This is a genomic window from Streptomyces sp. NPDC017943, assembly GCF_044328425.1.
Taxonomy (GTDB): domain Bacteria; phylum Actinomycetota; class Actinomycetes; order Streptomycetales; family Streptomycetaceae; genus Streptomyces; species Streptomyces djakartensis_A.
In genome coordinates this window covers 147,803-170,543 of sequence record NZ_JBIRHH010000006.1, presented here as the reverse complement: position 1 = coordinate 170,543, position 22,741 = coordinate 147,803, and the positions used below count along the sequence as shown (strand labels likewise).

Below are 22,741 nucleotides of genomic sequence, written 5' to 3'. Positions count from 1 at the left end.
GGCACGCGCGAATTCACGAACGCGCCACAACGCCGGGCGGCTGGCCCTGCTCACCGCTGCTCCAGGGATTTCTGGCTCCCGCGTCCCTGGACCCGCCTGCTCGCTTCCATCAGCGCAGCATTTGAGGCTCTCGGCCCCTGATCCAACTGGCCGGCCATACTTCTGAGGGTGGACGCCAGTTCAAACGATGGACCAATAGCCCCCTGCGGAACGCCATGGTGGGAGGTCACAATCCAGCCCGGCACACAGAAGAAGCCGTTCGGTCAGGAACGACGTCTTGCAGCCTGGCTCTGGTTCAACAAGGAAATAGACGACATATTCACGATGAACGAACTTCGCGATGCGCTGGGTCCTGGCATCGTGGGCAGGTCGGAGCACCTCAATCGCCGACTCCGCACACTGCGCTCAGTGGGATGGATCATCCCCTCATACAAAGATGACGGCTCGCTCGGCACAGACGAGTACCGGCTCGAGGCTCGGGGAGCACGGTACTGGCTTGATGAGGACCGTCAAGCACACAAGAGGTTCGCACCGTCAGCTCGCATACGACGCGACGTCTTCGACCGGGACGGCGGCCGATGTGTCGTGTGCGGAACCGCGGCCGGAGAGTCCTATCCAGGCGAACCCGACAGCAAGGCCCGGCTCACCATCGGGCACCGAGTGCCCCAGGAACGCTTGAGGACCCGCGGAGCAGCCGACGAGATCGACAACTGGCGCACTGAGTGCGCGCGGTGCAACGAGCCTGTTCGAGACGAGGTTCCCGATCCGTTGCAGTACGACGAGGTACTAGCACAGGTCAGGCGGCTGAGCCGGGGAAACAAGCAAACGCTCCTCAGTTGGCTGAAGCGAGCGGAACGGACTCGCTCACAACTTGACCGCGTCTACGATCTAGCTCGCGTCCTCCCGCACAGCGAGCAGGAGGCGCTCATCGCCTACTTGCTGACCAGCTCTGGCAGCCCGGATTAGGAGTTTTCGTCAAGTGACAGCGGCACTGACAACGGCCAGGAAGAGGTTCCACGATGATCTTACCGAGAAACATACTCTCTCACTGTCGCCGGATGGAGTTGCCTCAAACGCCGACAGCAGCCAGAGGACCAGCGTAAGCATCGCCCTCAGCATCGCGAAGGATCTCCACGCGGAGACCATCCCCAAGAAGCTCACCGGTCAACGAGTCGGGAAGCAGTTCGAGGAGGCTGTCGAGCGATTCCTATCTGGCACCTTTCCTCTATTCCAGTCACTCCGTCCAGGGAACTGGGCAATCGAAAATGTCGGCGGCTCACGAGCCGAATATCAGATTTCCAGGTATGAGCCTTACACGCACCTTGCGGACCTCGCTACCGCTATTCAGGCCGACCGAAACCTGGCCGCGGTACTGGGAAACTCCTACGAAATCAGTCCGGACATTCTGGTACTCCGAAAGCCGGAGTCAGACGATGTCGTCAACAATGTCTCTAATCTTGTGGACGCAGAGGCAGGGCGATATGCCGTAATCAGGATGGCTAATCAGCAACGCCCAATCGTTCACGCCATAGTTTCTTGCAAGTGGACACTCCGCAGTGACCGAGCCCAGAATGCACGTTCGGAGGCTCTCAACGTCATCCGAAATCGGAAGGGGCGGACTCCCCACATCGCGGTCGTCACCGGTGAACCCTCGCCATCCCGGTTGGCATCCCTAGCTCTCGGCACAGGTGATATTGACACCGTGTACCACTTCGCCCTGCCGGAGTTGATAGCGGCAGTCCAGAACACTGATAACGATGAGGCCATCAGCATGCTGAACACCCTTGTCACCGGAAAACGTCTCCGTGACATCAGCGACCTGCCGCTCGACCTGGCGATCTAACGGCGGGTCGCAGGTCACCTTAGCCAACTTGCAGTTAGCTGATCCGGGATCGCAGCTCCGCGAAGCGTGCGTGCCGGTCATGGTCTTCTTGCCCAACGAATCCCTTGAAGCCCACGAGCCGGTAGGCACGCCCCCCAAGCTGATCATCTTCGTCGATTACGAAATCCCGGGCGAGCATGGCAATTCTGCGCTCGAAGGTCAGAGAATCCATCTTCTCGCCGGCGAGCTGCACCAGCTCCTTCTCTGTCAGCGCCGTCGAAGCACTCTTCAAGGCCAAGTAGAGCGCGTCGTGCATGACTTCACTCTCTACCTCGGCTAGCCGCTTCGGCTCACCCTTGCGGTTCAGGGCGTTAGCGATCGAGGTCCCAATCGCCCGGGCTACGGGCGGTGGGAACGCATTCCCGATTTGCCGGTACTTGGTTGTCTTGCGGCCAGTGAAATTCCACTCATAGTCAGGATGCCGACCCCAACCTTGGATTCGGGCCACCATCTCCGTAGTCAGTCTTGGCGAGAAATCGATAGGAGTGGATGAATTCGGCGGCGCATCAGCTACCCCCATTGCGTCCACCCCGAGGTTACGCCAGGCCGCTTTGGCTCGGGTTGGCCCAAGATCGGCGCCACCATGCTTTTTTGAGCCGCCAACGATAGTGGGAGCGATGTCGTTCGCCTTCTTAACCCACGCTTCGGCTCCCAGCCACCCTTCGGATGCCATCATGTCCTGCAGTGCAGACCCAACGGTTTCCGTAGTTGGCCTTTCTTCTGGCCACTCGAACCATTGAGCATCCTCATGGCGCATGGCTACCAGGACAAAGCGAGGACGCAACTGGGGGACGCCGAAGTTATTTGCATGCAAGAGCTTCCAGTCAGACCAGTAGCCAAGGTCCCTTAGACGATCTTTAACATGCTGCCGATAGGCAGAGAAGCGAGGCATGGAGAGGCCCCGGACGTTCTCCAGCAGAAGCGCCCGCGGATTCATCTTGCCAGCCAGTTCGACGGCCCAAGCGAAGAGATCGCGTTCATCGGTCGCGCCAAGCTGTTTACCGGCGATCGAGAACGGAGGGCATGGCACCCCACCAGCGAGAAGGTCGATACCGACGTATTCGCCCGGTTTCCACAGGTCTTCATTAGCCACGTCGCCGTGCACCACTTTCCAGTCGCGGTTCTCGCGAAGGGTGTTGACGGCGTTCTCGTCGAGCTCAACGGCGAGGGCGTGGTCGAAACCTGCCAGCTCAAGGCCGAGCGACTGGCCTCCAGCGCCCGCGCAGATCTCCACGGCGGACAGATCAGCCACGCTCATACCTCCATGTCTTCTTGCACAGGTCTACCATCCTGACCCATCAAACACTGTGGGTCTGACAGTCGAGCTACCGTGTACGCGATGACCCCCAGCACTGACCCCGCGCCGACGACACCGCCCACTCCGGGGCGCTCACGAAACATGGCCGCGATCAAGCGGCGGGACACCAAACCCGAGCGGACCATCCGGTCACTGCTCCACGCCGCCGGCAAGCGGTACCGCGTTGATCTCCGCCTCAAGTTGCAAGGGGCCCACCCGCGACCTGACATCGTGTTCACGCGTGCGCGAGTCGCTGTGTTCGTTGATGGCTGCTTCTGGCACTGCTGCCCAGACCACGGACGCCAGCCTGGTGTCAATGGCGGGTACTGGGGCCCGAAGCTTGAACGCAATGTCGCCCGCGACCGGGCCGCTGACGAGGCGCTTGAGGCCGCTGGCTGGACGGTTGTGCGTGTTTGGGAGCACGAAGAGCCGGACAAGGCCGCAGCACGCATCATCGGCATACTCGACGCGGTTGACAGGCACCACACCAAGATTCGCACATCCGTTGGAGCCTCTGACAACACGACCTAGCAGCGGTAGTGCAGTGGCAGCAGTACCTGCTCCGAGTCAAAACGCATCTGTGCCCGTTCGAGCATGTCGTCCGCGTCTCGGCCGTGGGCTCGAAACCAGTGAAGGAAGTCGGTGATCGCCGCAATCGCCGCCTCCTCTGCCACAGCCGAGCCCACCCTGCTCATCTCACCTCTACGAGGTACCTGCATCGTGGCGTAGAAACCGAGGAGGGCTTCGGCTCGCGTCACACCGGGAGCCGCCATGTGACCGTTGTGCACAGTCAGGTTCGCCGCCAGTTCGCACCATGTGACCTTTCGGTCCGGGTGGAGCAGTACACCCCAGCGAACGGCGATGGCGTCCACGAGAGTCATCCCTCTCCCGCTCTCGGAGTCCAGGCCAGCTTCGCTGAGAACGGGCAGGACGCGGGTGTCCGGGTCGTGTACTTCGATGCGTAGATGCGTACCGTTGAGGGAGACGGCCAAGGTCGCCGGAGTGCCGGGGCCGACGTGTGTGATGACGTTGGTGACCAGTTCGCTGAGGCACAACTGGGCCTCGTCCACGAGGCCATCCAGTCCCCAGACGACCAGGCGCATTCGCATGAGCCGGCGGAGGGCGGCCACCTCCGAGGGTTCGGCCGTGAAGGCGATGTCCCACGGCTTGCACGGCATGCAGGCTTCCTGGCACACGAAGACCCCTCTGACATCAGACGGCGACGCAACGTCACGGGCATTTACTGAGCGTTGTTCTCGAAACCAGGATGCGGTCCGCACATCCCGAGATGCAATGTGCAGGAAGGGATTCCCACTTCTGAGTGATTGGCAGGCACACCGCTTGCCGCAAGACTGAACACCCGCTAATTGAAAGAGGGTTGTGATGGCCGGATCACCCACGGCACGCCGGCGGCGCCTCTCCATCGAGTTGAAGAAGCTCCGCGAGACGAGCACCCTCACCTGTGCGCAGGTTGGCGAAGCCCTGGACTGGAGCGGCTCCAAGGTCAATCGGATGGAGACGGGGAGCGGGCGCGTCCAGCCGTCGGACATCGACGCTCTGTGTCGCTTCTACGGCACAAGCGATGAGCTGCGCGAGTTCCTCAAGTCACTGGCTCGGCAGGCGAAGCTGCGGGGTTGGTGGCAGGTCCACGGCTCGGGTGTGCCCGAGTGGTTCAACATCTACATTGGCCTGGAACAGGAGGCCACCACCTTCCGCCAGTACCAGAGCGAGTTGGTACCGGGGCTGATGCAGACAGAGGCGTACGCCGCTGAACTCCACCAGGCAGGTGGGCACATGTCCGCTGAGGACACAGCGAAAGCGGTACGTGTACGCATGGAACGTCAAGCCATGCTGCGGCAGCCCGACGCCCCAGACGCATGGTTCATCGTGAACGAGAGCGCTCTGCGGCATGTCATCGGCGACCGCCTCCTGATGCAGAAGCAGTTGAGGCACGTGCTGGAAATGGCCCATCTGCCGTCAGTGACCCTGCAGGTCCTCCCCTTTGACTCTGGGACGTACCCGACTACAGGTTCGTTCACCATGCTGGGCTTCCCAGCGCCGGAAGACCCGGACGTGGTGTATCGGGATGGCATCACTGATGCCGTGTACCTGGAAGGTGAGCATCATGTGCGTGAGTACACCAGGGCGTTCGACGGGCTGCGCGCCGCAGCGTCCAGCCCTCAACGCTCGGCCCTGTTGATCGAGTCGATCCTGAAGGATTACGCACAGTGATATCGCCTAGAACCCGCGACAGCAGCAGTTCCATATGGTTCACATCGTCCTACAGCAATGGTGCTGGCGGTGAGTGCGTCGAGTGCGCCCTCACCGAGGACGGCGCCCTAGTCCGGGACTCGAAGGTCCCGGAACCGCCTGTGATCGCAGTGGGAAACACGGCCTGGCGCTCCTTCGTCCGTAGCTTGCAGTTGTGCCCGTAACTTCGGGAGCCAGCCGGATCCGGAGCTCGACGGTTGGTCGAGAGCCGACCCGTGTCACACCTAAAACGCGTCTGCGGATTCTGGGTGATGCTGATCGTCCACCTTGTCCATCACACCCCGTTCGATGCAGAACTCGTTCCCCTCCGGGTCCGTCAGCACGACCCAGCCCCGGCCGTTCGGGAGGGTGCGGTCCGCCTCGATGCGGGCGCCCAGCGACACTGCTCGGTCCACCTCTTCCGCGCGGGTGCGGCCCGTCGGGGCGATGTCGAAGTGGATGCGGTTCTTGGCCGTCTTCGGCTCCTCGACCCTCACGAAAAGCAGGCCGGGCGTGCCGGCCGGGAGTTCGACGAGGACTTCGTCGTCGCCGGGCTTGTCGGTCTCCGAGAGGGGGTGGCCGAGGAACTCGGACCAGAAGCGGGCCAGTTCGTAGGGCTCGCCCGTGCAGTCGAAGGTGATGTGGCGCAGGGTGGGGTTCAAGGGTCGTTTCCGTCCCGTCGGTTGGCAGAGGTGCCGTGCGCTCCGCAGCATCCTCGGCAGGGGCGGGTGCTGTCGAACCATTTGGCGGGGACGGGTGGACCGCCTCGCGAAGTCGGCGCTCCGTGGGTTCGGTCGCGACGACGTCAGGGCCTCGCGTTCAGTCGCGGCCGGTGCCGTCGGGGGTGGTGAGGGTTGTGGGCCCTGTTCGCGTGATGGGGCTCCTGGCATGTGGGGCGGAGCCCCGGGCGCGACGGCCACCCTCCGGGCCTTGCCGGAGTGGCCGTCGCGCGGGGCACCGGGAGCCTACGATGCCGGGCTCAGGTCCGCTCGGCCGAACAGGAGGGCGTAACCGGGCGGGAGTTGAGCCAGGATGCGGGTCACCAGGTCGTCGCCGATCAGGGGCGGCAGCACGCTGAGGACGGAGCTGACGTCCCAGCGGGCCGTCGCGGGGGTCGCCCCTTCGACGCGGGCCGCGACGGAGTCGACGAACTCCGCGGCGGTGAGCCGGCGCGTGGCCGGGATCTGTGAGGCGACGACCCGGGCCGCCTCCTCCGGCAGGGCGCGTGCGAGGTCGACCCGTTCGTCACCGACGACGTGACCGCCGAGGGCGGACAGGACGATACGGGTGATCCGCTCGGCCTCCGGCCTGGTGGGGTACTGGCCCGAGTCGCGTACGGCGTCGACCAGTCGGGTCCAGGCGCTGTCGTCGTCCCGGGGCCCGCGGTGCCGGGGCGGGCTGGGGATCAGGGTCTTCGGAGCCATGGGTGTCATCGTCACACTGGGCACCGTCGTCACGCTCATCTGCGGGTCTTCCTCCGGATCCGGTGCTGCCGCCTTCCGTGCCGCCGGGATCCTGCGACACCGGCGGCACGGGGCGTGGGTGGGGTGCGCGGGGGCCGTCCCCGGGGGACGGCGGGGGACGGCCTCCGCATCTGCGTGGGTGCGGTCGGCCGGGTCAGCCGCTGATCTGCCTGCGCGCGTCGCCGCCGGTGATCTGGATGCGGCGGGGCTTGGCCTGCTCGGCCACCGGGATGCGCAGGGTCAGCACGCCGGCCTCGTAGGACGCGTCGATGCGCTCCGTGTCGAGCGTGTCGCCGAGGAACAGCTGGCGGGTGAACGTGCCGGTGGGACGCTCCGCGACCAGCGGTTCCGCACCCTCGGGGGCCGGCGAGCGGCGCTCGGCCCGGACGTTGAGGACGTTGCGCTCCACGTCCAGTTCGATCGTCTCGGGGTCGATGCCGGGCAGGTCGAAGTGGACGAAGAAGTCGTCCCCGGTGCGGTAGGCGTCCATCGCCATCGCGGACGGGCGGGCGGCGGAGCCGAGGACCTGCTGGGTGAGACGGTCGAGTTCACGGAAGGGGTCCGTGCGCATGAGCATCACGGGTCACTCCTCTCTTCAGGCGCAGTAGGTGCGATGCCCAACGGTCTGCGTCTTCTTATATAGCTCGGACGAGGAAAGTTGACAAGCCTCGACTCATGTTGGAGTGAGGTGTCCTGCCCTGCCCTGGCTGAGGTGCCCGGGTGCATGCGGGTTAGCCTCGGGCTCGGAGCGTTCTTCCCGGCGAGGACGCGGCACGCAGGAGGCAGGTAATGGCGAAGGTTCCCAGCGCGGTGGTCGCCGCGAGCGGGCTCGTGGGCGGATACGGGGCGGCCCGCTGGACCAGGCAGCGGCCGCTCGGCGGGGTCGTGCTGGCCGCCGCCGGGGCGGTGGCAGCCCGGCAGTGGCGGCAGCAGGCGGGTGGGGTGGCCGCGGGCGCGTTGTCCGCCGCGTACGTCGCCGCGTTCGCGGGATCGCATCCGCTGGCCAAGAAGGTGGGTGCCTGGCCGGCCGTGTTCGGCGTCGCCGGGGCCGTGGCGCTCGCGTCCTGGGCGGTGGCGGACCGACGGGGGCGCGGCGACGCGTAGTCGCCCCGGGCCGCCGGTACGCCGTAGACCTCGGGCCCGCATGCCGTTGGCCCCGGGGCCCATACGCCGTTGGCCCCGCGCCGGTGCGTCAAAGGCCCCGCGTACGCGATCGACCTGCAAGCCAGTACGCCACAGGCCCGTACGCCGGTACTCCGTGGGCAGGGGCGGTCGCGTGTGTGGCACGCGGTCGGACTGGTGCGGCTGCGCGCCGCGGCGTTCGGCCGCCTGTCCGTCGGACCGCGCCCCGGTCCGCTGGACTCCGCCCGGTCCGCCGGACTCCGCCCGGCCCGTCGGACTCCGCCCGGTCCGCCGGACTCCGCCCAGTCCGCCGGACTCCGCCCGGCGGACCGCCGACCGCGCGTATACCGGCCCGCGACCGGGCTCGGCGGACCGCCCATAGGGCATCCCGTGCCTACCGGCCAGGCGCCTGACGCCCGCCGATCGCCCTCCCCCAAGGCGCGACCGGCTCACGGCAGGCCAGGCCCGTACAGCCGACCCAACCACCCATGCACACGCCCACACACCCGCACCCGCACACAGCAAAGAACCCGGCCCTGAATCCCAGGGCCGGGTTCTTGTTCTGGAGCGCCGGGCAGGCCTTGCACCTGCATCTCCCCACAGGAAGTGGGGCGTCTTTCCTTGGACCACCAACGCACTGTCCGCCGACCGGAGTTCCGGCGACTGGACGCAGATCAACTATAGCGCAGTTCCGGCGTGCCGCTCGCCGGCCGGGAAGTCAGGGGGACGAGAGTGGCCGAGGACGGGCGGCGCCAGAGGCCCGTCCGTCCTCACCGCTCACACTCAGGCCGTCGCCGGCGTGGAGCCCCCCGCGCCGGGGCCGTCGGGGTCGCTCCCGCCTCCGCCCCCGCGCTTGACCTTGCCGGCCGCCGCGGTGAGCGGCTTGGCGATGTCCTCCAGGGAGCGCTGCTCCGCGTTGACGGCCAGGAACACCGCCACCAGGCCCGCCAGGCACATCAGCGTCGCGCCGATGCAGAAGGCGAGGACCGCGTCGCCGACGACCCCGCTCTCCGTCAGCGAGGCGAACAGCAGCGGGCCGCTGATGCCGCCGGCCGCCGTGCCGATGGCGTAGAAGAAGGCGATGGACATGGCCCTGGTCTCCATCGGGAAGACCTCGGAGACCGTCAGGTAGGCGCTGGACGCACCGGCCGAGGCGAAGAAGAGGACGGCGCACCAGCAGGCCGTCATCGTGGTGGCGCTCAGCGAGCCCTGGTCGAACAGCCAGGCCGTGCCGAACAGGAGCACGCCGGACAGGAGGTAGGTGCCGGAGATCATGATGCGGCGGCCGACGGTGTCGAAGAGCTTGCCGAGGAGCAGCGGGCCGAAGAAGTTGCCCACGGCGATGACGGCGAAGTAGTAGCCGGTGTTGCCGCTCGGGACGTCGAAGAACTTCGTGAGGATCGCGCCGAAGCCGAAGGTGATGGCGTTGTAGAGGAAGGCCTGGCCGATGAAGAGGGAGAAGCCGAGGACGGCCCGCTTGCGGTAGTCGGAGAAGACCGTGCGGCCGATCTCCAGGAAGGAGACGCTGCGGCGCTGGTGGATGGTGATCTCACCCTCGGCGGGCGGCAGCGGCTTGCCGTTCTCCCGTTCGATCTCCTGCTCGATGGAGGAGACGATGCGTTCCGCCTCGTCGTCGCGGCCGTGGATCAGCAGCCATCGCGGGCTCTCCGGGACGTGCCGCCGGACGAGGAGGATGACCAGGGCCAGGACCGCGCCGAGGGCGAAGGTCAGGCGCCAGCCGACGTTCGCCGCGAAGATGTCGGTGTCCAGGGCGACGATCGACAGCAGGGAGCCGAAGACCGCGCCCAGCCAGAAGCTGCCGTTGATCATCAGGTCGACGCGGCCGCGGTACTCCTTGGGGATCAGCTCGTCAATCGCGGAGTTGATGGCCGCGTACTCGCCGCCGATGCCGAAGCCGGTGAGGAAGCGGAAGAGGAGGAACCACCACGTGTCGAAGGAGATCGCGGTGAGGGCGGTGGCCGCCAGGTACACCGCGAGGGTGATCATGAAGAGTTTCTTGCGCCCCCATTTGTCCGTCAGGCGGCCCCAGAACAGGGCGCCGATGCAGGCGCCCGCCACGTAGAGGGCGGCCGCCAGGCCGGTGACCTCGCCCGAGGTGATGGGCAGGCCGCTGCCCGGTTCGGACAGGCGGCCTGCGATGTTGCCGACGACGGTGACTTCGAGACCGTCGAGGATCCACACGGTGCCGAGACCGATGACGATGGTCCAGTGCCAGCGCGACCAGGGGAGGCGGTCGAGGCGGGCGGGGATGCTGGTCGTCACGGTTCGGCCGGTCCCGGCCTGCGTGGTGGTCATGGGCTCCCTCCTCAGCGAGAAGAACGTTCTCCAAGTGCCCTGACCCGATCCGCTTACGCCCCGAGCGCGTGCGTCACCGTGTAGATCAGCAGGCCGGCCAGGGAGCCGACGACCGTGCCGTTGATGCGGATGAACTGCAGATCGCGGCCGATGTTCGCCTCGATCTTCTTGGTGGTGTGCTCGGCGTCCCAGCTCGCCACGGTGTCGGTGATCAGGGAGGTGATCTCCTTGCGGTAGGTGGTGACGACGTAGACGGCGGCGTCCTCCACCCACTTGTCGACCTTGTCCTGCACCTTGCGCTCGGCCGCCATCCGGGAGCCGAGCGAGAGCAGGGAGGCCCGCACGCGCAGCCGCAGCTCGCTGCGCTCGTCCTCCGCGGCCGCGACGATCATGGATCGTACGGCCGTCCACGCGCTGGCGATGAGGTCCTGGACCTCGCCGCGGCCGAGGACCTCGCCCTTGAGCCGCTCGACACGGGCGCGGGTGTCCGTGTCGGACTGGAGGTCGGAGGCGAAGTCGGTGAGGAAGCGGTCGAGGGCGCCGCGGGCGGGGTGCGCGGGCATGTCGCGCATCTCGGTGACGAAGCGCAGCAGCTCCTTGTAGACGCGCTCGCCGACCTTCCGGTCGACGAACTTCGGGGTCCAGCCGGGGGCGCCGCCCTGCACGGCGTCCATCACGGAGTCGCCGTGCAGCACGAGCCAGTCGTGCGCGCGGGTGACGACCAGGTCGACGACGCGTCTGTGGCCGCCGTCGGCGACCACCTTCTCCAGCATCTTGCCGAGGCCGGGCCCTATCTCCTGGGCGCCCGCCCGGCGGGTGATCGCCTCCCCGACGACGGCCTGGACGTCGGAGTCGCGCAGCACGGTCAGGGCGCCGCGCAGGGCGGCGGACAGCTCGGCCGTGACCCGGTCGGCGTTCTCGGGGACGGCGAGCCAGGCGCCGAGGCGGCTGCCGATGCCGACGGCCCGCAGCCGCTGGCGCACGACGTCCTCGGAGAGGAAGTTCTCCCCCACGAACTCGCCCAGGGAGACGCCGAGCTGGTCCTTCTTCTTGGGGATGATCGCGGTGTGCGGGATGGGGATGCCCAGGGGGTGGCGGAAGAGGGCGGTGACGGCGAACCAGTCCGCCAGGGCACCGACCATGCCGGCCTCCGAGGCGGCGGCGACATAGCCCGCCCAGGCACCGGCCCCCGAGTTCTGGGCCCACTTGGCGAGCACGTAGACCACGGCGACGAAGAGCAGCAGTCCTGTGGCGGTGAGCTTCATACGGCGTACGCCGCGCCGCTTCTCCTCGTCCGCCGGGCTGAAGGTCGTCATCGCACGGTTCACCCCGGCGCCGGGGCGGGCATGCCGGTTATCGACCTCGCCCGTCTGTTCGCTCTTCGTCCGATCCATCCGCTCCACCCGCTCGGTGATCCCGCACACACATTGTCCCTTCCTGACCGACTCCTGGAACGGAACAGGAGTTCCCGGCGTCTGTCGGAAGGGGGCTTTGCCACGGGGCCCTGTGAGCTTCCCCCGGCCCATGACGCATCATGGGCACATCAGATCGGAGCCTTGGGCTCCCATCGCCCGAGGAGAACTGCACAGCATGACCCGAGGACGTGGTTACGCCCTCCTGGCCGTCGTCGTCACAGCGATCATGGCCCTTTCCGCCGCCCTGTACGCCGGTGCGGCGTCCGACGACGGCACCCGCGGCCGCAGCGCCCTCGGCGACGGCCGCGCCCCCCGCAACTCCGCCGCGCCCGCCTCCACCGGCACCTGGGTCGGCACCTGGTCCACCTCTCCCTCCGCCGCCGAGCCCGGCACCGAGGTGACCGGCATGGCGGACCGATCCGTGCGCAACGTCGTCCACACCAGCGTCGGTGGTACGAGTGCCCGCGTCACGCTGTCCAATCTCTACGGCCAGTCGCCGCTGAACATCACCCAGGCCTCGATCGCGCTCGCCGCCGGCAGCGGCACGCCCGCGGCGGTCGCCGACACCATGCGGCAGCTGACCTTCAACGGCGGCCCCGCGGTCGTCATCCCGCCCGGCCGGCAGGTCCTCAGCGACGCGGTGCGCCTCACCGTCCCGGCCGACACGGACGTCCTGGTCACCACCTACACCCCGGCCGCCTCCGGGCCGGTGACCTACCACCGGCACGCCCGGCAGGTCTCCTACGCCGCCCCGGGCGACCACACCCGGGACGCCACCGGCGTCCCCTACACCGAGCGGACCGGCTCCTGGCGCTACCTGACCGCGCTGGACGTGCTCAGCAACGAGTCCGAGGGCACCGTCGTCGCCCTCGGCGACTCGCTGACCGACGGCGTCACCTCCACCGTCGGCGCCAACAGCCGGTGGACCGACGTGCTGGCCGACCGGCTGCGCGAGGAGATCGCGGCCGGGCGGGACCTGCCCCGCTACAGCGTCGTCAACCAGGGCATCAGCGGCAACCAGGTCCTCGCCGACGGCCTCGGCCGCCCGGCGGACAACCCCAGCGGCCTGAACCGCTTCCGGCGGGACGTACTGGAGCGGACCAACGTCAAGGTCGTCGTCGTCGACCTCGGCGTCAACGACATCCTGCGCAACCCCCGCCTCGCCGACCCGAACGCCATCCTCGCGGGCCTGCGCACGATGGTCGACCAGGCCCACGCGCGCGGTGTGAAGGTCGTCGGCGCCACCCTCATGCCGTTCCGCGGCCACCGCGGCTACACCCCGGCGCGCGAGGCGGTACGGCAGGAGATCAACGCCCGGATCCGGGCCGGCCGCGTCTTCGACGCCGTGGTCGACTTCGACCAGGCACTGCGCGACCCGTACGACCCGCTCCGGCTGCGCCCGGTGTACGACTCGGGCGACCACCTGCACCCCAGCGACCAGGGCTACGCGCGGATGGCGCACTCCTTCGACCTGCGGACGCTGACGGGCTCCGCGCCCGCGAAACTGTAGGTCCGCCGCGCGCCCGCCCGGCCCCGACAGGGCGGGCGCCCACACCCCGCGGGCCGCACCCGGACCCTCCGCCGGCGCCCCACGCCGACCGCGGCCAGCGCCGACGCCCCGCTCAGGCGCTCAGTGCTCCCAGTGCGAGTCCCGGCGGCGCGAGGAGTCCAGCTCCCGCCGGCCCTCCTTGCGCTCCAGCTTCTCGCGGCGCCGCTCCTCACGGATGCGCAGCTTCTCCGCCCGGGTCAGCTTGCGCTGCACCCCGACACCGCCCCACAGGGCGAACCCGGTCACGATCACCCGCGGCGCTCCCGGCTCACCCGGCACGCCCTCCTCGCGGTGGTCGAAGCCGCCCATGATGCCGACGCCGCGGACGACGACCTCGACGCCGGGCGGGACGACGACGTCCACACCGCCCATGACCGCGATCGCGTTGATCTCCACCTCGCGGTCGGTGAAGTTCGCCTCGCGCAGGTCGATCTCGCCGCCGCCCCAGAAGGCGAAGCAGGTGAACCGGCGAGGCATCGTCCAGCGCCCCTTGCGCTGGAAGCCGGACATCACGGCCACGGCCCACGTGGAGGAACCCTCGCCGCCGACGATCCGCCCCCGCCAGTCCGGCCCGGCGGCCGGCTCCTTGTCCAGCGACACGACCGGCGCCGTGACACCCGTGGCGGGCAGGTCCCGGGTGATCGGCGCCAGCTCCCCGTACGTCCGCGCCCGGTAGGTCGCGTCCAGCCGCTCCTCGAACTCCTCCATGTCCAACCGGCCCTCGGCGAGGGCGTCCCGCAGGATGTCGGCGACCCGCTCACGGTCGGCGTCGGAGGCGCGGAGGTCCGGCACAGCGTCGTCGGTCATACCCAGCAGCCTACGAGTTGACCGCGCCGGGCACTATGCGGTCGCACGCTCCGCCGGCGGTTCCGGCGCCTCGCCCGGCGAACGCAGCATCTTCGCGATCACCGCCTCGATGTCCGGCTCCCGCACCGACAGGTCGACCAGCGGGTACTGCGCCGCGATCCGCGCCACGAGCGGCGCCGCCGACTCGGCGGCGGGGAACGCCAGCCACTGCCGCGGCCCCTCCACCCGCACCACCCGCGCCGGCGCCGGCACCTCCACCGGCGGCAGTTCCCGCTCCAGGTCCACCACCAGGGTCCGCTCGCTCTCCCCCACCGAGTGCAGCCCGGCAAGCGCCCCGTCGTACATCAGGCGCCCGTGGTCGATGACCATCACCCGCTGGCACAACTGCTCGATGTCCTGCAGGTCGTGGGTGGTCAGCAGCACCGTCGTGCCGCGCTCGGCGTTCACCTCCCGCAGGAACTCCCGCACCTTCGCCTTGGAGACGACGTCCAGGCCGATGGTCGGCTCGTCCAGGTACAGCACGTCCGGGTCGTGCAGCAGCGCCGCCACGATGTCCCCGCGCATCCGCTGGCCCAGGCTGAGTTGCCGCACCGGCACGTCCAGCAGGCTCGAAAGGTCCAGAAGTTCGACCAGGCGGTCCAGGTTCTCCCGGTAACGGGCGTCCGGGATGCGGTACATGCGGTGCATCAGCCGGTAGGAGTCGACCAGGGGCAGGTCCCACCACAAGGTGGTGCGCTGCCCGAACACCACCCCGATGCGGTGCGCGAGCCGCGTGCGCTGCGCCGAGGGGTCGATCCCGGCCACCCGGAGCCGGCCCGCGCTGGGCGTCAGGATGCCCGTCAGCATCTTGATCGTGGTCGACTTCCCGGCGCCGTTGGGACCGATGTAGCCGACCATCTCACCGCGCCGCACCCGGAAGGAGATCGAGTCGACCGCCCGCACCAGCCGCCGCTCGCGCTTCAGGAAGCCGGTCCTGCGGCGCACCTCGAAGACCTTCTCCACACCGTCGAGTTCGATGAAGTCACTGTCCGACCCGGTCAACTCAGCTCCCTGTACTCCGGTACGAGCGAAGCCCCGTCCGCCAGGCCAGCCCGGCCAGGACGGAGCAGACCACCGCCACCAGCGGCGAGGCGTAGGCCGCCCCCTGCGGCAGACCGACCGGATACGGCCGGCCCAGCACATGGGCGGCGGGCACCCAGTTCACGAAGGCCAGCGGCAGCACGAAGGTCACCCCCCGCACCAGGTCCTTCCCGAACACGCCGGGCGGGTACTGCAACAGCGTCGTCCCGCCGTAGGTGAAGGCGTTCTGCACCTCGGCGGCGTCCTGCGCGAAGATCTGGAAGGCCGCGCCGGCCACGAACACCGACGAGAAGATCACCGCCCCGCTCACCACCATCACCGGCACCAGCAGCACCTTCCCCGGGCTCCAGTCGACGTCCACCGACACCAGCGCCCAGCCCAGCACCACCACGCCCTGCGTGATCCGGCCCAGCCGCCGCAGCGCGAACCGGTCGGCACCGACCTGCGCCAGCACCGGCGCGGGCCGCACCAGCAGCGTGTCGAACGACCCGTCGCGCATCCGGGCACCCAGCACGTCCATCGACCCGAGCGCCAGGTCCGCGAAGCCGAAAGCCGTCACCGACAGCCCGTACAGGAACGCCACCTCCGGCAGCGACCAGCCGCCCAGCGAGTCGACCTGCGAGAACATCAGCAGGATCCCCACGAAGTCCAGGCCCGTCAGCACGAGGTTGCCGCACAGCGTGACGGCGAACGACGCGCGGTAGGTCATGCTGGAGCGGACCCACATCGCCGCGATCAGCCGGTAGGCCCGCACCCCCTCCCGCAGGGCACCGCGCTCACCCACCCTGCACCACCACCCGCCGCGTCGCCGCCGACTCCACCGCCCGGCCCGCCGCCAGCAGCACCACCGCCCAGCCCGCCTGGAAGGCGAGCGCCCCGAGCACCCCCGTCTCCCCCATCAGCACATCGGCCGGCATCTGGATCTGCGCCGCCCACGGCAGCACCCGCACCACCTCGCCGAGCACGCCCGGGAAGGCGTTCAGCGGCAGCACCATGCCCGAGAAGAAGATCCCCGTGACCGCCAGCACCTGGCTGACCCCCATGCCGTCCATCAGCCAGAACACGCTCAGGGCCGCCAGATGCCGCAGCGCGAAGCTGACCACCGCCGCCAGCAGCAGCGTCACCGCGAACGCCGCCCAGCGGCCCACGTCCGACGGCAGCGCCATGGGGAAGAACAGCGCACCGAACAGGAACGGCACCACCCCGCGCCCCAGCAGCTGGAACAGCGCCCGGCCCAGGTCACCGGCCATCCACCACAGCTGGAGATCGGCCGGACGGTACAGGTCGACGGCGATCTCACCGGTGCGGATCCGCCCCATCAGGTCCTTCTCCGCCCCGCCGCCCTGGATGGCCAGCGTCGCGTACAGGCACTGCCCGAGCCACACGTAGGTCACCGCTTGCGCCTGGCCGTACCCGCCGAGGTGCGGCCTCTCCTCCCACAGCGCCAGGTAGGTGTACACGAGGATGACCCCGAAGACCGTGTTGGTGAACACCCCGGCCAGCGTGGCCGCCCGATAGGTCGCGAACCGCCGGAAGCCGCCCGCCGCGACGGCCGCGTACAACCGCCACGAACCCACCTCCACCACCCTCCTCGCCACCGGGCACCGAAGCGCAGGAGCCTAGTGGCGCGCCCACGGCGCCCGCCACGGGTTTTCACCGCGGCCCCGGGCGCGCACGACGGGCCGGGCCGGGCCAGGCGGTACGATCCGACACGTCCGCGCGGGCCGGGGCGCCCACGGCCGGGACGAGCAGTGCGGCAGCGGGACCGGCCGGAGCGGGGCGCGCGACCCGCTCGCACCGTCGGCCGTGCCCCCTTCGGGGGACCCGGCACGAGCAGGACGGTGACGAACAGGCGTACCGGGCGGGGAGCCACCCCGCACCCGCCTGTACGTCCACCCGCCCGGCCCCGACCGGCCACCGCCCCACGACACGGCCCTCGATCAGGGAACTGATCGCCGGATGCGACAGTCTTCATCACAGGGGCGCAAGAGCGAGCAGAGACGTACGGCAACGACGTACGACGCGACACAGGAGTCCGTGCACGACATGAGTGACGAGTCTCAGCAGCCGAGTCAGGGCTGGGCACCGCGAGAGCCGCAGGCGGACGCCGGCGGCGACCCGGGCGCGCCCGAGGGCCAGGCCGCCGGGAAGCGCAAGCGGACCGGATGGCGCCGGCTGATCCCGACCTGGCGCATGACCCTGGGCACCTTCCTCGTCGCGGCCCTGCTGCTCATCGGCGCGTTCTTCCTGGGCTACTCGCTGGTGAAGATCCCCCCGGCCAACGCGCTCGCCACCAAGCAGGCCAACGTCTACCTCTACGCGGACGGCTCCGTCATCGCCCGCGACGGCGAGGTCAACCGGGAGAACGTCACCCTCGGGCAGATCTCCAAGGACGCCCAGCACGCCATCCTGGCCGCCGAGGACCGCGACTTCTACACCGAGTCCGCCGTCGACCCCAAGGCCATGGTCCGCGCCGCCTGGAACACCGCCCTCGGCAAGGGCAAGCAGTCCGGCTCCACCATCACCCAGCAGTACGTGAAGAACTACTACCTGCGCCAGGAACAGACCGTCACGCGCAAGGCCAAGGAGTTCTTCATCGCGATCAAGCTGGACCGCGAGGTCAGCAAGGACCACATCCTCGAGGGCTACCTCAACACCAGCTACTTCGGCCGCAACGCCTACGGCATCCAGGCCGCCGCCCAGGCCTACTACGGCATGGACGCCAAGGACCTCGACCCCGCCCGCGCCGCCTACCTCGCCGCCCTCGTCAACGCCCCCAGCCAGTACGACGTCGTCGCCCACCCCGAGAACCGCAAGGCCGCCGAGGCCCGCTGGAACTACACCCTGGACGGCATGGTCAAGAAGGGCTGGCTCAGCCAGTCGGAGCGGACCGGCATGAAGTTCCCCGTGCCGAAGGAGTCCACCCTCTCCACCGGCATGTCCGGCCAGCGCGGCTACATCGTCCGGATCGTCAAGGACCACCTCGTCCAGAACAAGATCGTCGAAGAGAGCAGGCTCGACGCCGGCGGCTACCGCATCACGACGACCCTGCAGAAGCCCAAGCAGGACGCCTTCGTCAAGGCCGTCGACGACAAGCTCATGAGCAAGCTCGACAAGAAGAACAAGGTCGACCGCTCCGTACGCGCCGGCGGCGCCGCCGTCGACCCCAAGACCGGCAAGGTCGTGGCGATGTACAACGGCATCGACTACGTCAAGCAGTACACCCCCAACGCCACCCGCCGGGACTTCCAGGTCGGCTCCACCTTCAAGCCATTCGTCTTCACCGCGGCCGTCGAGAACGGCTCCCGGACGCAGGACGGCCGCACGATCACCCCCAACACCGTCTACGACGGCACCAACCAGCGCCCCGTCCAGGGCTGGACCGGCCAGCCGTACGCCCCGGAGAACGAGGACCAGGTCTCCTACGGCGACATCACCGTCACCGAGGCCACCGACAAGTCCGTCAACTCGGTGTACGCGCAGATGGCCGCCGACGTCGGCCCCCAGAAGGTCAAGCAGACCGCCATCGACCTCGGCATCCCCGAGACCACCCCCGACCTCGCCGACGGCCCCGCCATCGCGCTCGGCACGGCCACCGCCAGCGTCCTGGACATGGCCGAGGCCTACGCCACCCTGGCCAACCACGGCCGCCACGGCACCTACACGATCGTCGAGAAGGTCACCAAGGGAGGCGTCCCCGTCGACCTGCCCGACCGGCGCACCCGGCAGGCCGTCAGCCGCCAGGCCGCCGACACCACCACCAAGGTCCTCCAGAGCGTCGTGCAGAACGGCACGGCCTCCGCCGCGCAGGCCACCGGCCGCCCCGTCGCCGGCAAGACCGGCACCGCCGAGAAGGACAAGGCCGCCTGGTTCGCCGGCTACACGCCCGACCTCGCCGTGGTCGTCTCCGTCATGGGCCAGGACCCCGTCACCGCCGCCCAGAAGCCGCTGTACGGCGCGCTCGGCCTGCCCCGCATCAACGGGGGCGGACCGCCCGCCGAGATCTGGGCCCAGTTCACCCGCGACGCCCTCAAGGGCAAGCCGGTCAAGGCCTTCGACCTCGACCTCCAGGCCGGCTCCGACGTCACCGAGATCCCCCGCACCACGGCCCCCTCCGACCCGGCCACCGGCGAGCCCGACGACAACGGCACCACCGGCGGCGAGGACGAGGGCAGCCAGACGCCCGAGCAGAGCCCGAGCGCCCCCGAGGGGCAGAACGAGGGCCAGACCGGCGGCACCACCGACGGCACCACCGGCGGCGAGTCCCCCACCGGCGGTGCCACGGACGGCGGCACCGGCGACGGCGGGGCCACCGGCGGCGACGCCGGCACCACCGACGGCGGCACGACCGGCGGCGACACGGACGACGGCGGCGCCACCGGCGGCCCGACCGGCCCCGGCTGGGGCGTCGTCCCGCAGACCGTCCGCCGCGAATAGGGCCCCACGAAGGGCCGGTCACCCGCGCGAGCGGTCAGTGACCCGAGGTCGCCTTCAGCCCCACCACGGCGACCAGCAGCAGACACACGAAGAAGATCCGGGCGGCGGTCGCCGGCTCCCCCAGCACCGCCATGCCGAACACCGCCGCCCCGGCCGCACCGATCCCCACCCACACGCCGTAGGCGGTACCGATGGGCAGGGTCTTGGCCGCCTGCGACAGCAGCAGCATGCTGACGACGATCCCGGCGCCGGTGAGCACACTCGGAACGGGACGCGTGAAACCGTCGGTGTACTTCATGCCGACGGACCACGCCACCTCGAGCAGACCGGCGACGACGAGCAGAACCCAGGCCATGACGGGCACCTTCCGGGAGACGGGCTGACGGAATCGGTGCGTCGTCTTTGCCTTGAGCCCGGTACGGCGCGTCTCGTCGGGGGTCCCTCCACGCTAGCAAACGGCACGCCGAAGGGGCCGGTGACCATGGTCACCGGCCCCTTCACGGCCCCGCCGGCCGGCCTACAGGTACAGGCCCGTCGAGTCCTCCGACCCCTCGAACCGGTCCGCGGCCACGGCGTGCAGATCACGCTCGCGCATCAGCACGTACGCGATGCCCCGCACCTCGACCTCGGCCCGGTCCTCCGGGTCGAACAGGACCCGGTCGCCCGGCTCCACCGTCCGTACGTTCTGCCCCACCGCGACGACCTCGGCCCAGGCCAGCCGCCGGCCCACCGCCGCCGTGGCGGGGATCAGGATGCCGCCACCGGAACGCCGCTCGCCCTCACCGGTCTCCTGCCGCACGAGTACGCGGTCGTGCAGCATCCGGATGGGCAGCTTGTCCGGGTGGGTGCTGTGCTCGTTTCTCTTGGCGCTCACGCCCTGAAACCTACCTGTCTTCCCGGTCCGCGTCGGCAGTCGGGTCAGCCCTTGCGCCGCCGCGTGCCCAGCGCGAGCAGCCCCACCACACCCACCACGACGAGCGCGACGGGCACCACGCGCTCCAGGCGGGGCGCCCCGTCCTCGTCCACGAACCGGGCGCGCACGTCGGTGACGGCCTTGTTGACCCCCACGTAGGCCCGCCCGAGGGTGTGGTCGATGTTCGACGCGACCTTGGCCTTGGCATCCCCGACGATCGTCTTCGGGTGCACCCGCACCCCGATCTCGTCGAGCGTCTCGGCCAGGGTCGCGCGGCGGCGCCTGATGTCCGCCTCGATCTGCGCCGGGGTCCTGGTGTCCGCCGTGTCCGCCACCGTGTCGCCTCCGAAGTCGGTATGAAGCCTGTGCAAGCCTGTGCCGGACAGTCTGTCAGCTCCACGGCTCGCCGCACTGTCAGGACCCCCGGTTACCCTGGTCCGATGAGCGAGCGACTCCAGCCGGGGGACGTGGCCCCCGCCTTCACCCTCCCCGACGCCGACGGCACCGAGGTGTCCCTGTCGGACCACAAGGGCCGCAAGGTCATCGTCTACTTCTACCCGGCCGCCCTCACCCCCGGCTGCACGAAGCAGGCCTGCGACTTCACGGACAATCTGGAGCTGCTGGCCGGCGCGGGGTACGACGTCATCGGCATCTCCCCCGACAAGCCGGAGAAGCTCGCGAAGTTCCGCGACAAGGAGTCCCTGAAGGTCACGCTCCTCGCCGACCCGGACAAGCAGGTCCTGGAGTCCTACGGCGCCTTCGGCGAGAAGAAGCTGTACGGCAAGACGGTCGTCGGCGTCATCCGCTCCACGGTGATCGTGGACGAGGAGGGCAAGGTCGAACGCGCCCTGTACAACGTCAAGGCGACCGGCCACGTGGCCAAGATCATCAAGGACCTGGGCGTCTGAGACCCCACCGATCGTTCCGAGAGCGGCTCGTACCGGAGATCCCCGGTGCGAGCCGCTCCGCATTTCGGGCGTGACTGTCCGATAAGCGGTTCGTTGCTCCGTGCGAGACCACGAACGGGTGGTCGGGGACGGAGGGGTGTTTCGTGGGGGCCAGTGCGTACACCAGGGAGCGGCTGGAGGAAGCGGCTCGGGGGGCTCGGTCGTTGTCGGAGGCGCTGGAGAGGCTGGGGGTGGATCCGCGGAGTGCGACGCGACGATACGTGTCCGAGCGGATGAGAAGGCTCGGCGTGGACGTGTCGCACTTCGAGCGGGAGGGGGTGCGGTGGACGAGGGCCGTCCTCGAGCGGGCGGTGGGGGCGTCGACGAACATGTGCGAGGTGCTGCGGCATCTCGGACTCGATGTGGTGGGCGGACATCACACGCACATCAGCCGCCGGATCAAGGCGTACGGGATCGACACGTCGCATTTCGTGCCCGTGGTCCGCACGGAGCGGATGAGGTACAACCAGCGTCGTCGAACCGCGGAGGAGATCCTCGTCCAGGACACCTCGCCACGCGCCTGCCGCGTACCCAGCGCCCGCCTCAGGAGGGCGATGCGGGAGCTGGGCGTGGAGGAGCGCTGCGCCTTGTGCGGCACCGGGGCGCTCTGGCTGGGGGAACCACTGTCCCTGGAGGTCGACCACATCGACGGCGACTGGCGGAACAACAGGATCGACAACGTCCGGTTCCTGTGCCCCAACTGCCATGCGACGACCGACAGGTACCGGGGACGGGGCGCCCGACGCCCGCAAGGCCGTCCCGCATGAGCGGACGACGGGCCCGTCCCACCTCCGAACAACTGAGGGCCGCGGTCGCCAAGTCCACCTCCCTTGCCCAGGTGCTGCGCCGCCTGAGCCGGCCGGACAACGGCGGGCAGCGGACGACGCTGCGGCGCTGGATCGCCCAAGAGCGCCTCGACACGACGCACTTCCTCGGGCAGGCACACGCCCGGGGCAGGCCGGGAACGGTTCCGGTCAAGCCGCCCGAGCAGATCCTGGTCCGGCACGAGGGTCGGCGCCGGACCGGGACCTCACTGCTGCGCCGCGCGCTTCGAGCTGTCGGTGTCCCGGAGGTGTGCGCACGGTGCGGCACCGGTCCCGAGTGGCTCGGCAATCCCATGACGCTCGAGGTTGATCACATCAACGGGGACTGGAGCGACGACCGGCGGCAGAACCTGCGGCTGCTGTGTCCGAATTGCCATGCGATCACCACCACATGGTGCCGGGGAGGCCGTCGGACGAGCTCCGGAGCCCAGTAGAGTGG

The 22,741-nt window shown here is 69.1% G+C and carries 25 protein-coding genes and 1 riboswitch; of the genes, 11 read left to right on the top strand and 14 right to left on the bottom strand.

The window, feature by feature from the left end:
- Positions 1 to 168: 168 nt before the first annotated feature.
- Positions 169 to 966, top strand: a complete 798-nt coding sequence (locus ACH4C6_RS20800; protein WP_398110066.1) for an HNH endonuclease — start codon at positions 169 to 171, stop codon at positions 964 to 966.
- 13 nt (positions 967 to 979) lie between these two features.
- Complete coding sequence (locus ACH4C6_RS20795; RefSeq protein ID WP_398110065.1) at positions 980 to 1,843, top strand: NgoMIV family type II restriction endonuclease; 864 nt, start codon at positions 980 to 982, stop codon at positions 1,841 to 1,843.
- A 34-nt stretch (positions 1,844 to 1,877) separates the two neighbouring features.
- Here ACH4C6_RS20795 and ACH4C6_RS20790 read toward each other — a convergent pair whose 3' ends face one another.
- Positions 1,878 to 3,140 (bottom strand): DNA cytosine methyltransferase, encoded by a 1,263-nt coding sequence (locus ACH4C6_RS20790; protein WP_398110064.1) that lies wholly within the window; start codon positions 3,138 to 3,140, stop codon positions 1,878 to 1,880.
- Between the two features lie 81 nt (positions 3,141 to 3,221).
- On the opposite strand from ACH4C6_RS20790, the gene ACH4C6_RS20785 reads away from it, so the two are divergent.
- On the top strand, positions 3,222 to 3,710 hold the full coding sequence (locus tag ACH4C6_RS20785) for a very short patch repair endonuclease (RefSeq protein WP_398110063.1): 489 nt from the start codon (positions 3,222 to 3,224) through the stop codon (positions 3,708 to 3,710).
- On the opposite strand, the gene ACH4C6_RS20780 is transcribed toward ACH4C6_RS20785, so the two are convergent.
- Positions 3,707 to 4,357, bottom strand: a complete 651-nt coding sequence (locus tag ACH4C6_RS20780) for an ATP-binding protein (RefSeq protein ID WP_398110062.1) — start codon at positions 4,355 to 4,357, stop codon at positions 3,707 to 3,709. The two genes, ACH4C6_RS20785 and ACH4C6_RS20780, sit on opposite strands and share 4 nt — an antisense overlap.
- A 205-nt stretch (positions 4,358 to 4,562) precedes the next feature.
- On the opposite strand from ACH4C6_RS20780, the gene ACH4C6_RS20775 reads away from it, so the two are divergent.
- Positions 4,563 to 5,411: a helix-turn-helix domain-containing protein gene (locus tag ACH4C6_RS20775; protein ID WP_398110061.1), complete on the top strand. Its 849-nt coding sequence runs from the start codon at positions 4,563 to 4,565 to the stop codon at positions 5,409 to 5,411.
- Positions 5,408 to 5,614 (top strand): DUF397 domain-containing protein, encoded by a 207-nt coding sequence (locus tag ACH4C6_RS20770; RefSeq protein ID WP_398110060.1) that lies wholly within the window; start codon positions 5,408 to 5,410, stop codon positions 5,612 to 5,614. Before ACH4C6_RS20775 ends, ACH4C6_RS20770 begins: the two co-directional genes overlap by 4 nt.
- A gap of 60 nt (positions 5,615 to 5,674) precedes the next feature.
- Here the strand turns inward: ACH4C6_RS20770 and ACH4C6_RS20765 are convergent, their stop codons facing one another.
- From ACH4C6_RS20765 to ACH4C6_RS20755, 3 genes are all read right to left on the bottom strand, one after another.
- The gene (locus ACH4C6_RS20765) at positions 5,675 to 6,091 is read right to left on the bottom strand and encodes a VOC family protein (protein ID WP_398110059.1); all 417 of its coding nucleotides are present in this window, start codon (positions 6,089 to 6,091) and stop codon (positions 5,675 to 5,677) included.
- A 303-nt stretch (positions 6,092 to 6,394) separates the two neighbouring features.
- Positions 6,395 to 6,853: a DUF2267 domain-containing protein gene (locus ACH4C6_RS20760; RefSeq protein WP_398110058.1), complete on the bottom strand. Its 459-nt coding sequence runs from the start codon at positions 6,851 to 6,853 to the stop codon at positions 6,395 to 6,397.
- Positions 6,854 to 7,046: 193 nt separating this feature from the next.
- Positions 7,047 to 7,469, bottom strand: a complete 423-nt coding sequence (locus tag ACH4C6_RS20755; RefSeq protein WP_398110057.1) for an Hsp20/alpha crystallin family protein — start codon at positions 7,467 to 7,469, stop codon at positions 7,047 to 7,049.
- Between the two features lie 212 nt (positions 7,470 to 7,681).
- On the opposite strand from ACH4C6_RS20755, the gene ACH4C6_RS20750 reads away from it, so the two are divergent.
- A complete protein-coding gene (locus ACH4C6_RS20750; protein ID WP_398110056.1) occupies positions 7,682 to 7,996 on the top strand; it encodes a hypothetical protein in 315 nt (104 codons plus the stop codon).
- 801 nt (positions 7,997 to 8,797) lie between these two features.
- On the opposite strand, the gene ACH4C6_RS20745 is transcribed toward ACH4C6_RS20750, so the two are convergent.
- Positions 8,798 to 10,330 carry an MFS transporter gene (locus tag ACH4C6_RS20745; RefSeq protein WP_398110055.1) on the bottom strand — a complete coding sequence of 511 codons (1,533 nt, stop codon included), beginning with the start codon at positions 10,328 to 10,330 and terminating at the stop codon, positions 8,798 to 8,800.
- Between the two features lie 53 nt (positions 10,331 to 10,383).
- Positions 10,384 to 11,724 carry a DUF445 domain-containing protein gene (locus ACH4C6_RS20740; protein ID WP_398110054.1) on the bottom strand — a complete coding sequence of 447 codons (1,341 nt, stop codon included), beginning with the start codon at positions 11,722 to 11,724 and terminating at the stop codon, positions 10,384 to 10,386.
- 196 nt (positions 11,725 to 11,920) lie between these two features.
- On the opposite strand from ACH4C6_RS20740, the gene ACH4C6_RS20735 reads away from it, so the two are divergent.
- Positions 11,921 to 13,255, top strand: a complete 1,335-nt coding sequence (locus tag ACH4C6_RS20735; protein WP_398110053.1) for a GDSL-type esterase/lipase family protein — start codon at positions 11,921 to 11,923, stop codon at positions 13,253 to 13,255.
- A 120-nt stretch (positions 13,256 to 13,375) separates the two neighbouring features.
- On the opposite strand, the gene ACH4C6_RS20730 is transcribed toward ACH4C6_RS20735, so the two are convergent.
- The 4 genes from ACH4C6_RS20730 to ACH4C6_RS20715 are packed head-to-tail and all read right to left on the bottom strand — an operon-like array spanning position 13,376 to position 16,758.
- A complete protein-coding gene (locus ACH4C6_RS20730; protein WP_398110052.1) occupies positions 13,376 to 14,101 on the bottom strand; it encodes a DUF1707 domain-containing protein in 726 nt (241 codons plus the stop codon).
- Between the two features lie 33 nt (positions 14,102 to 14,134).
- The gene (locus ACH4C6_RS20725; protein ID WP_398110051.1) at positions 14,135 to 15,142 is read right to left on the bottom strand and encodes an ATP-binding cassette domain-containing protein; all 1,008 of its coding nucleotides are present in this window, start codon (positions 15,140 to 15,142) and stop codon (positions 14,135 to 14,137) included.
- Position 15,143: 1 nt separating this feature from the next.
- Positions 15,144 to 15,965, bottom strand: coding sequence for an ABC transporter permease (locus tag ACH4C6_RS20720; protein WP_398110050.1), 822 nt, complete (start codon positions 15,963 to 15,965; stop codon positions 15,144 to 15,146).
- A complete protein-coding gene (locus tag ACH4C6_RS20715; RefSeq protein WP_398110428.1) occupies positions 15,958 to 16,758 on the bottom strand; it encodes an ABC transporter permease in 801 nt (266 codons plus the stop codon). Before ACH4C6_RS20715 ends, ACH4C6_RS20720 begins: the two co-directional genes overlap by 8 nt.
- 469 nt (positions 16,759 to 17,227) lie before the next feature.
- Between ACH4C6_RS20715 and ACH4C6_RS20710 the strand changes: the two genes are divergently transcribed.
- On the top strand, positions 17,228 to 19,618 hold the full coding sequence (locus ACH4C6_RS20710; protein ID WP_398110049.1) for a transglycosylase domain-containing protein: 2,391 nt from the start codon (positions 17,228 to 17,230) through the stop codon (positions 19,616 to 19,618).
- A gap of 34 nt (positions 19,619 to 19,652) precedes the next feature.
- Here ACH4C6_RS20710 and ACH4C6_RS20705 read toward each other — a convergent pair whose 3' ends face one another.
- From ACH4C6_RS20705 to ACH4C6_RS20695, 3 genes are all read right to left on the bottom strand, one after another.
- The gene (locus tag ACH4C6_RS20705) at positions 19,653 to 19,973 is read right to left on the bottom strand and encodes a multidrug efflux SMR transporter (RefSeq protein ID WP_333933570.1); all 321 of its coding nucleotides are present in this window, start codon (positions 19,971 to 19,973) and stop codon (positions 19,653 to 19,655) included.
- A 35-nt stretch (positions 19,974 to 20,008) separates the two neighbouring features.
- Positions 20,009 to 20,082: riboswitch (guanidine-III (ykkC-III) riboswitch) on the bottom strand.
- Between the two features lie 53 nt (positions 20,083 to 20,135).
- Positions 20,136 to 20,492, bottom strand: coding sequence for a co-chaperone GroES (locus ACH4C6_RS20700; RefSeq protein ID WP_369196488.1), 357 nt, complete (start codon positions 20,490 to 20,492; stop codon positions 20,136 to 20,138).
- Positions 20,493 to 20,536: 44 nt separating this feature from the next.
- On the bottom strand, positions 20,537 to 20,866 hold the full coding sequence (locus tag ACH4C6_RS20695; protein WP_369196487.1) for a DUF3618 domain-containing protein: 330 nt from the start codon (positions 20,864 to 20,866) through the stop codon (positions 20,537 to 20,539).
- Positions 20,867 to 20,971: 105 nt separating this feature from the next.
- Here ACH4C6_RS20695 and bcp point away from each other — a divergent pair, with 105 nt between their 5' ends.
- From bcp to ACH4C6_RS20680, 3 genes are all read left to right on the top strand, one after another.
- The gene (gene bcp / locus ACH4C6_RS20690) at positions 20,972 to 21,439 is read left to right on the top strand and encodes a thioredoxin-dependent thiol peroxidase (RefSeq protein ID WP_398110048.1); all 468 of its coding nucleotides are present in this window, start codon (positions 20,972 to 20,974) and stop codon (positions 21,437 to 21,439) included.
- Positions 21,440 to 21,582: 143 nt separating this feature from the next.
- Positions 21,583 to 22,245, top strand: a complete 663-nt coding sequence (locus tag ACH4C6_RS20685; protein ID WP_398110047.1) for an HNH endonuclease signature motif containing protein — start codon at positions 21,583 to 21,585, stop codon at positions 22,243 to 22,245.
- On the top strand, positions 22,242 to 22,736 hold the full coding sequence (locus tag ACH4C6_RS20680; RefSeq protein ID WP_398110046.1) for an HNH endonuclease: 495 nt from the start codon (positions 22,242 to 22,244) through the stop codon (positions 22,734 to 22,736). The genes ACH4C6_RS20685 and ACH4C6_RS20680 overlap by 4 nt, the downstream gene beginning before the upstream one ends.
- Positions 22,737 to 22,741: the final 5 nt, after the last annotated feature.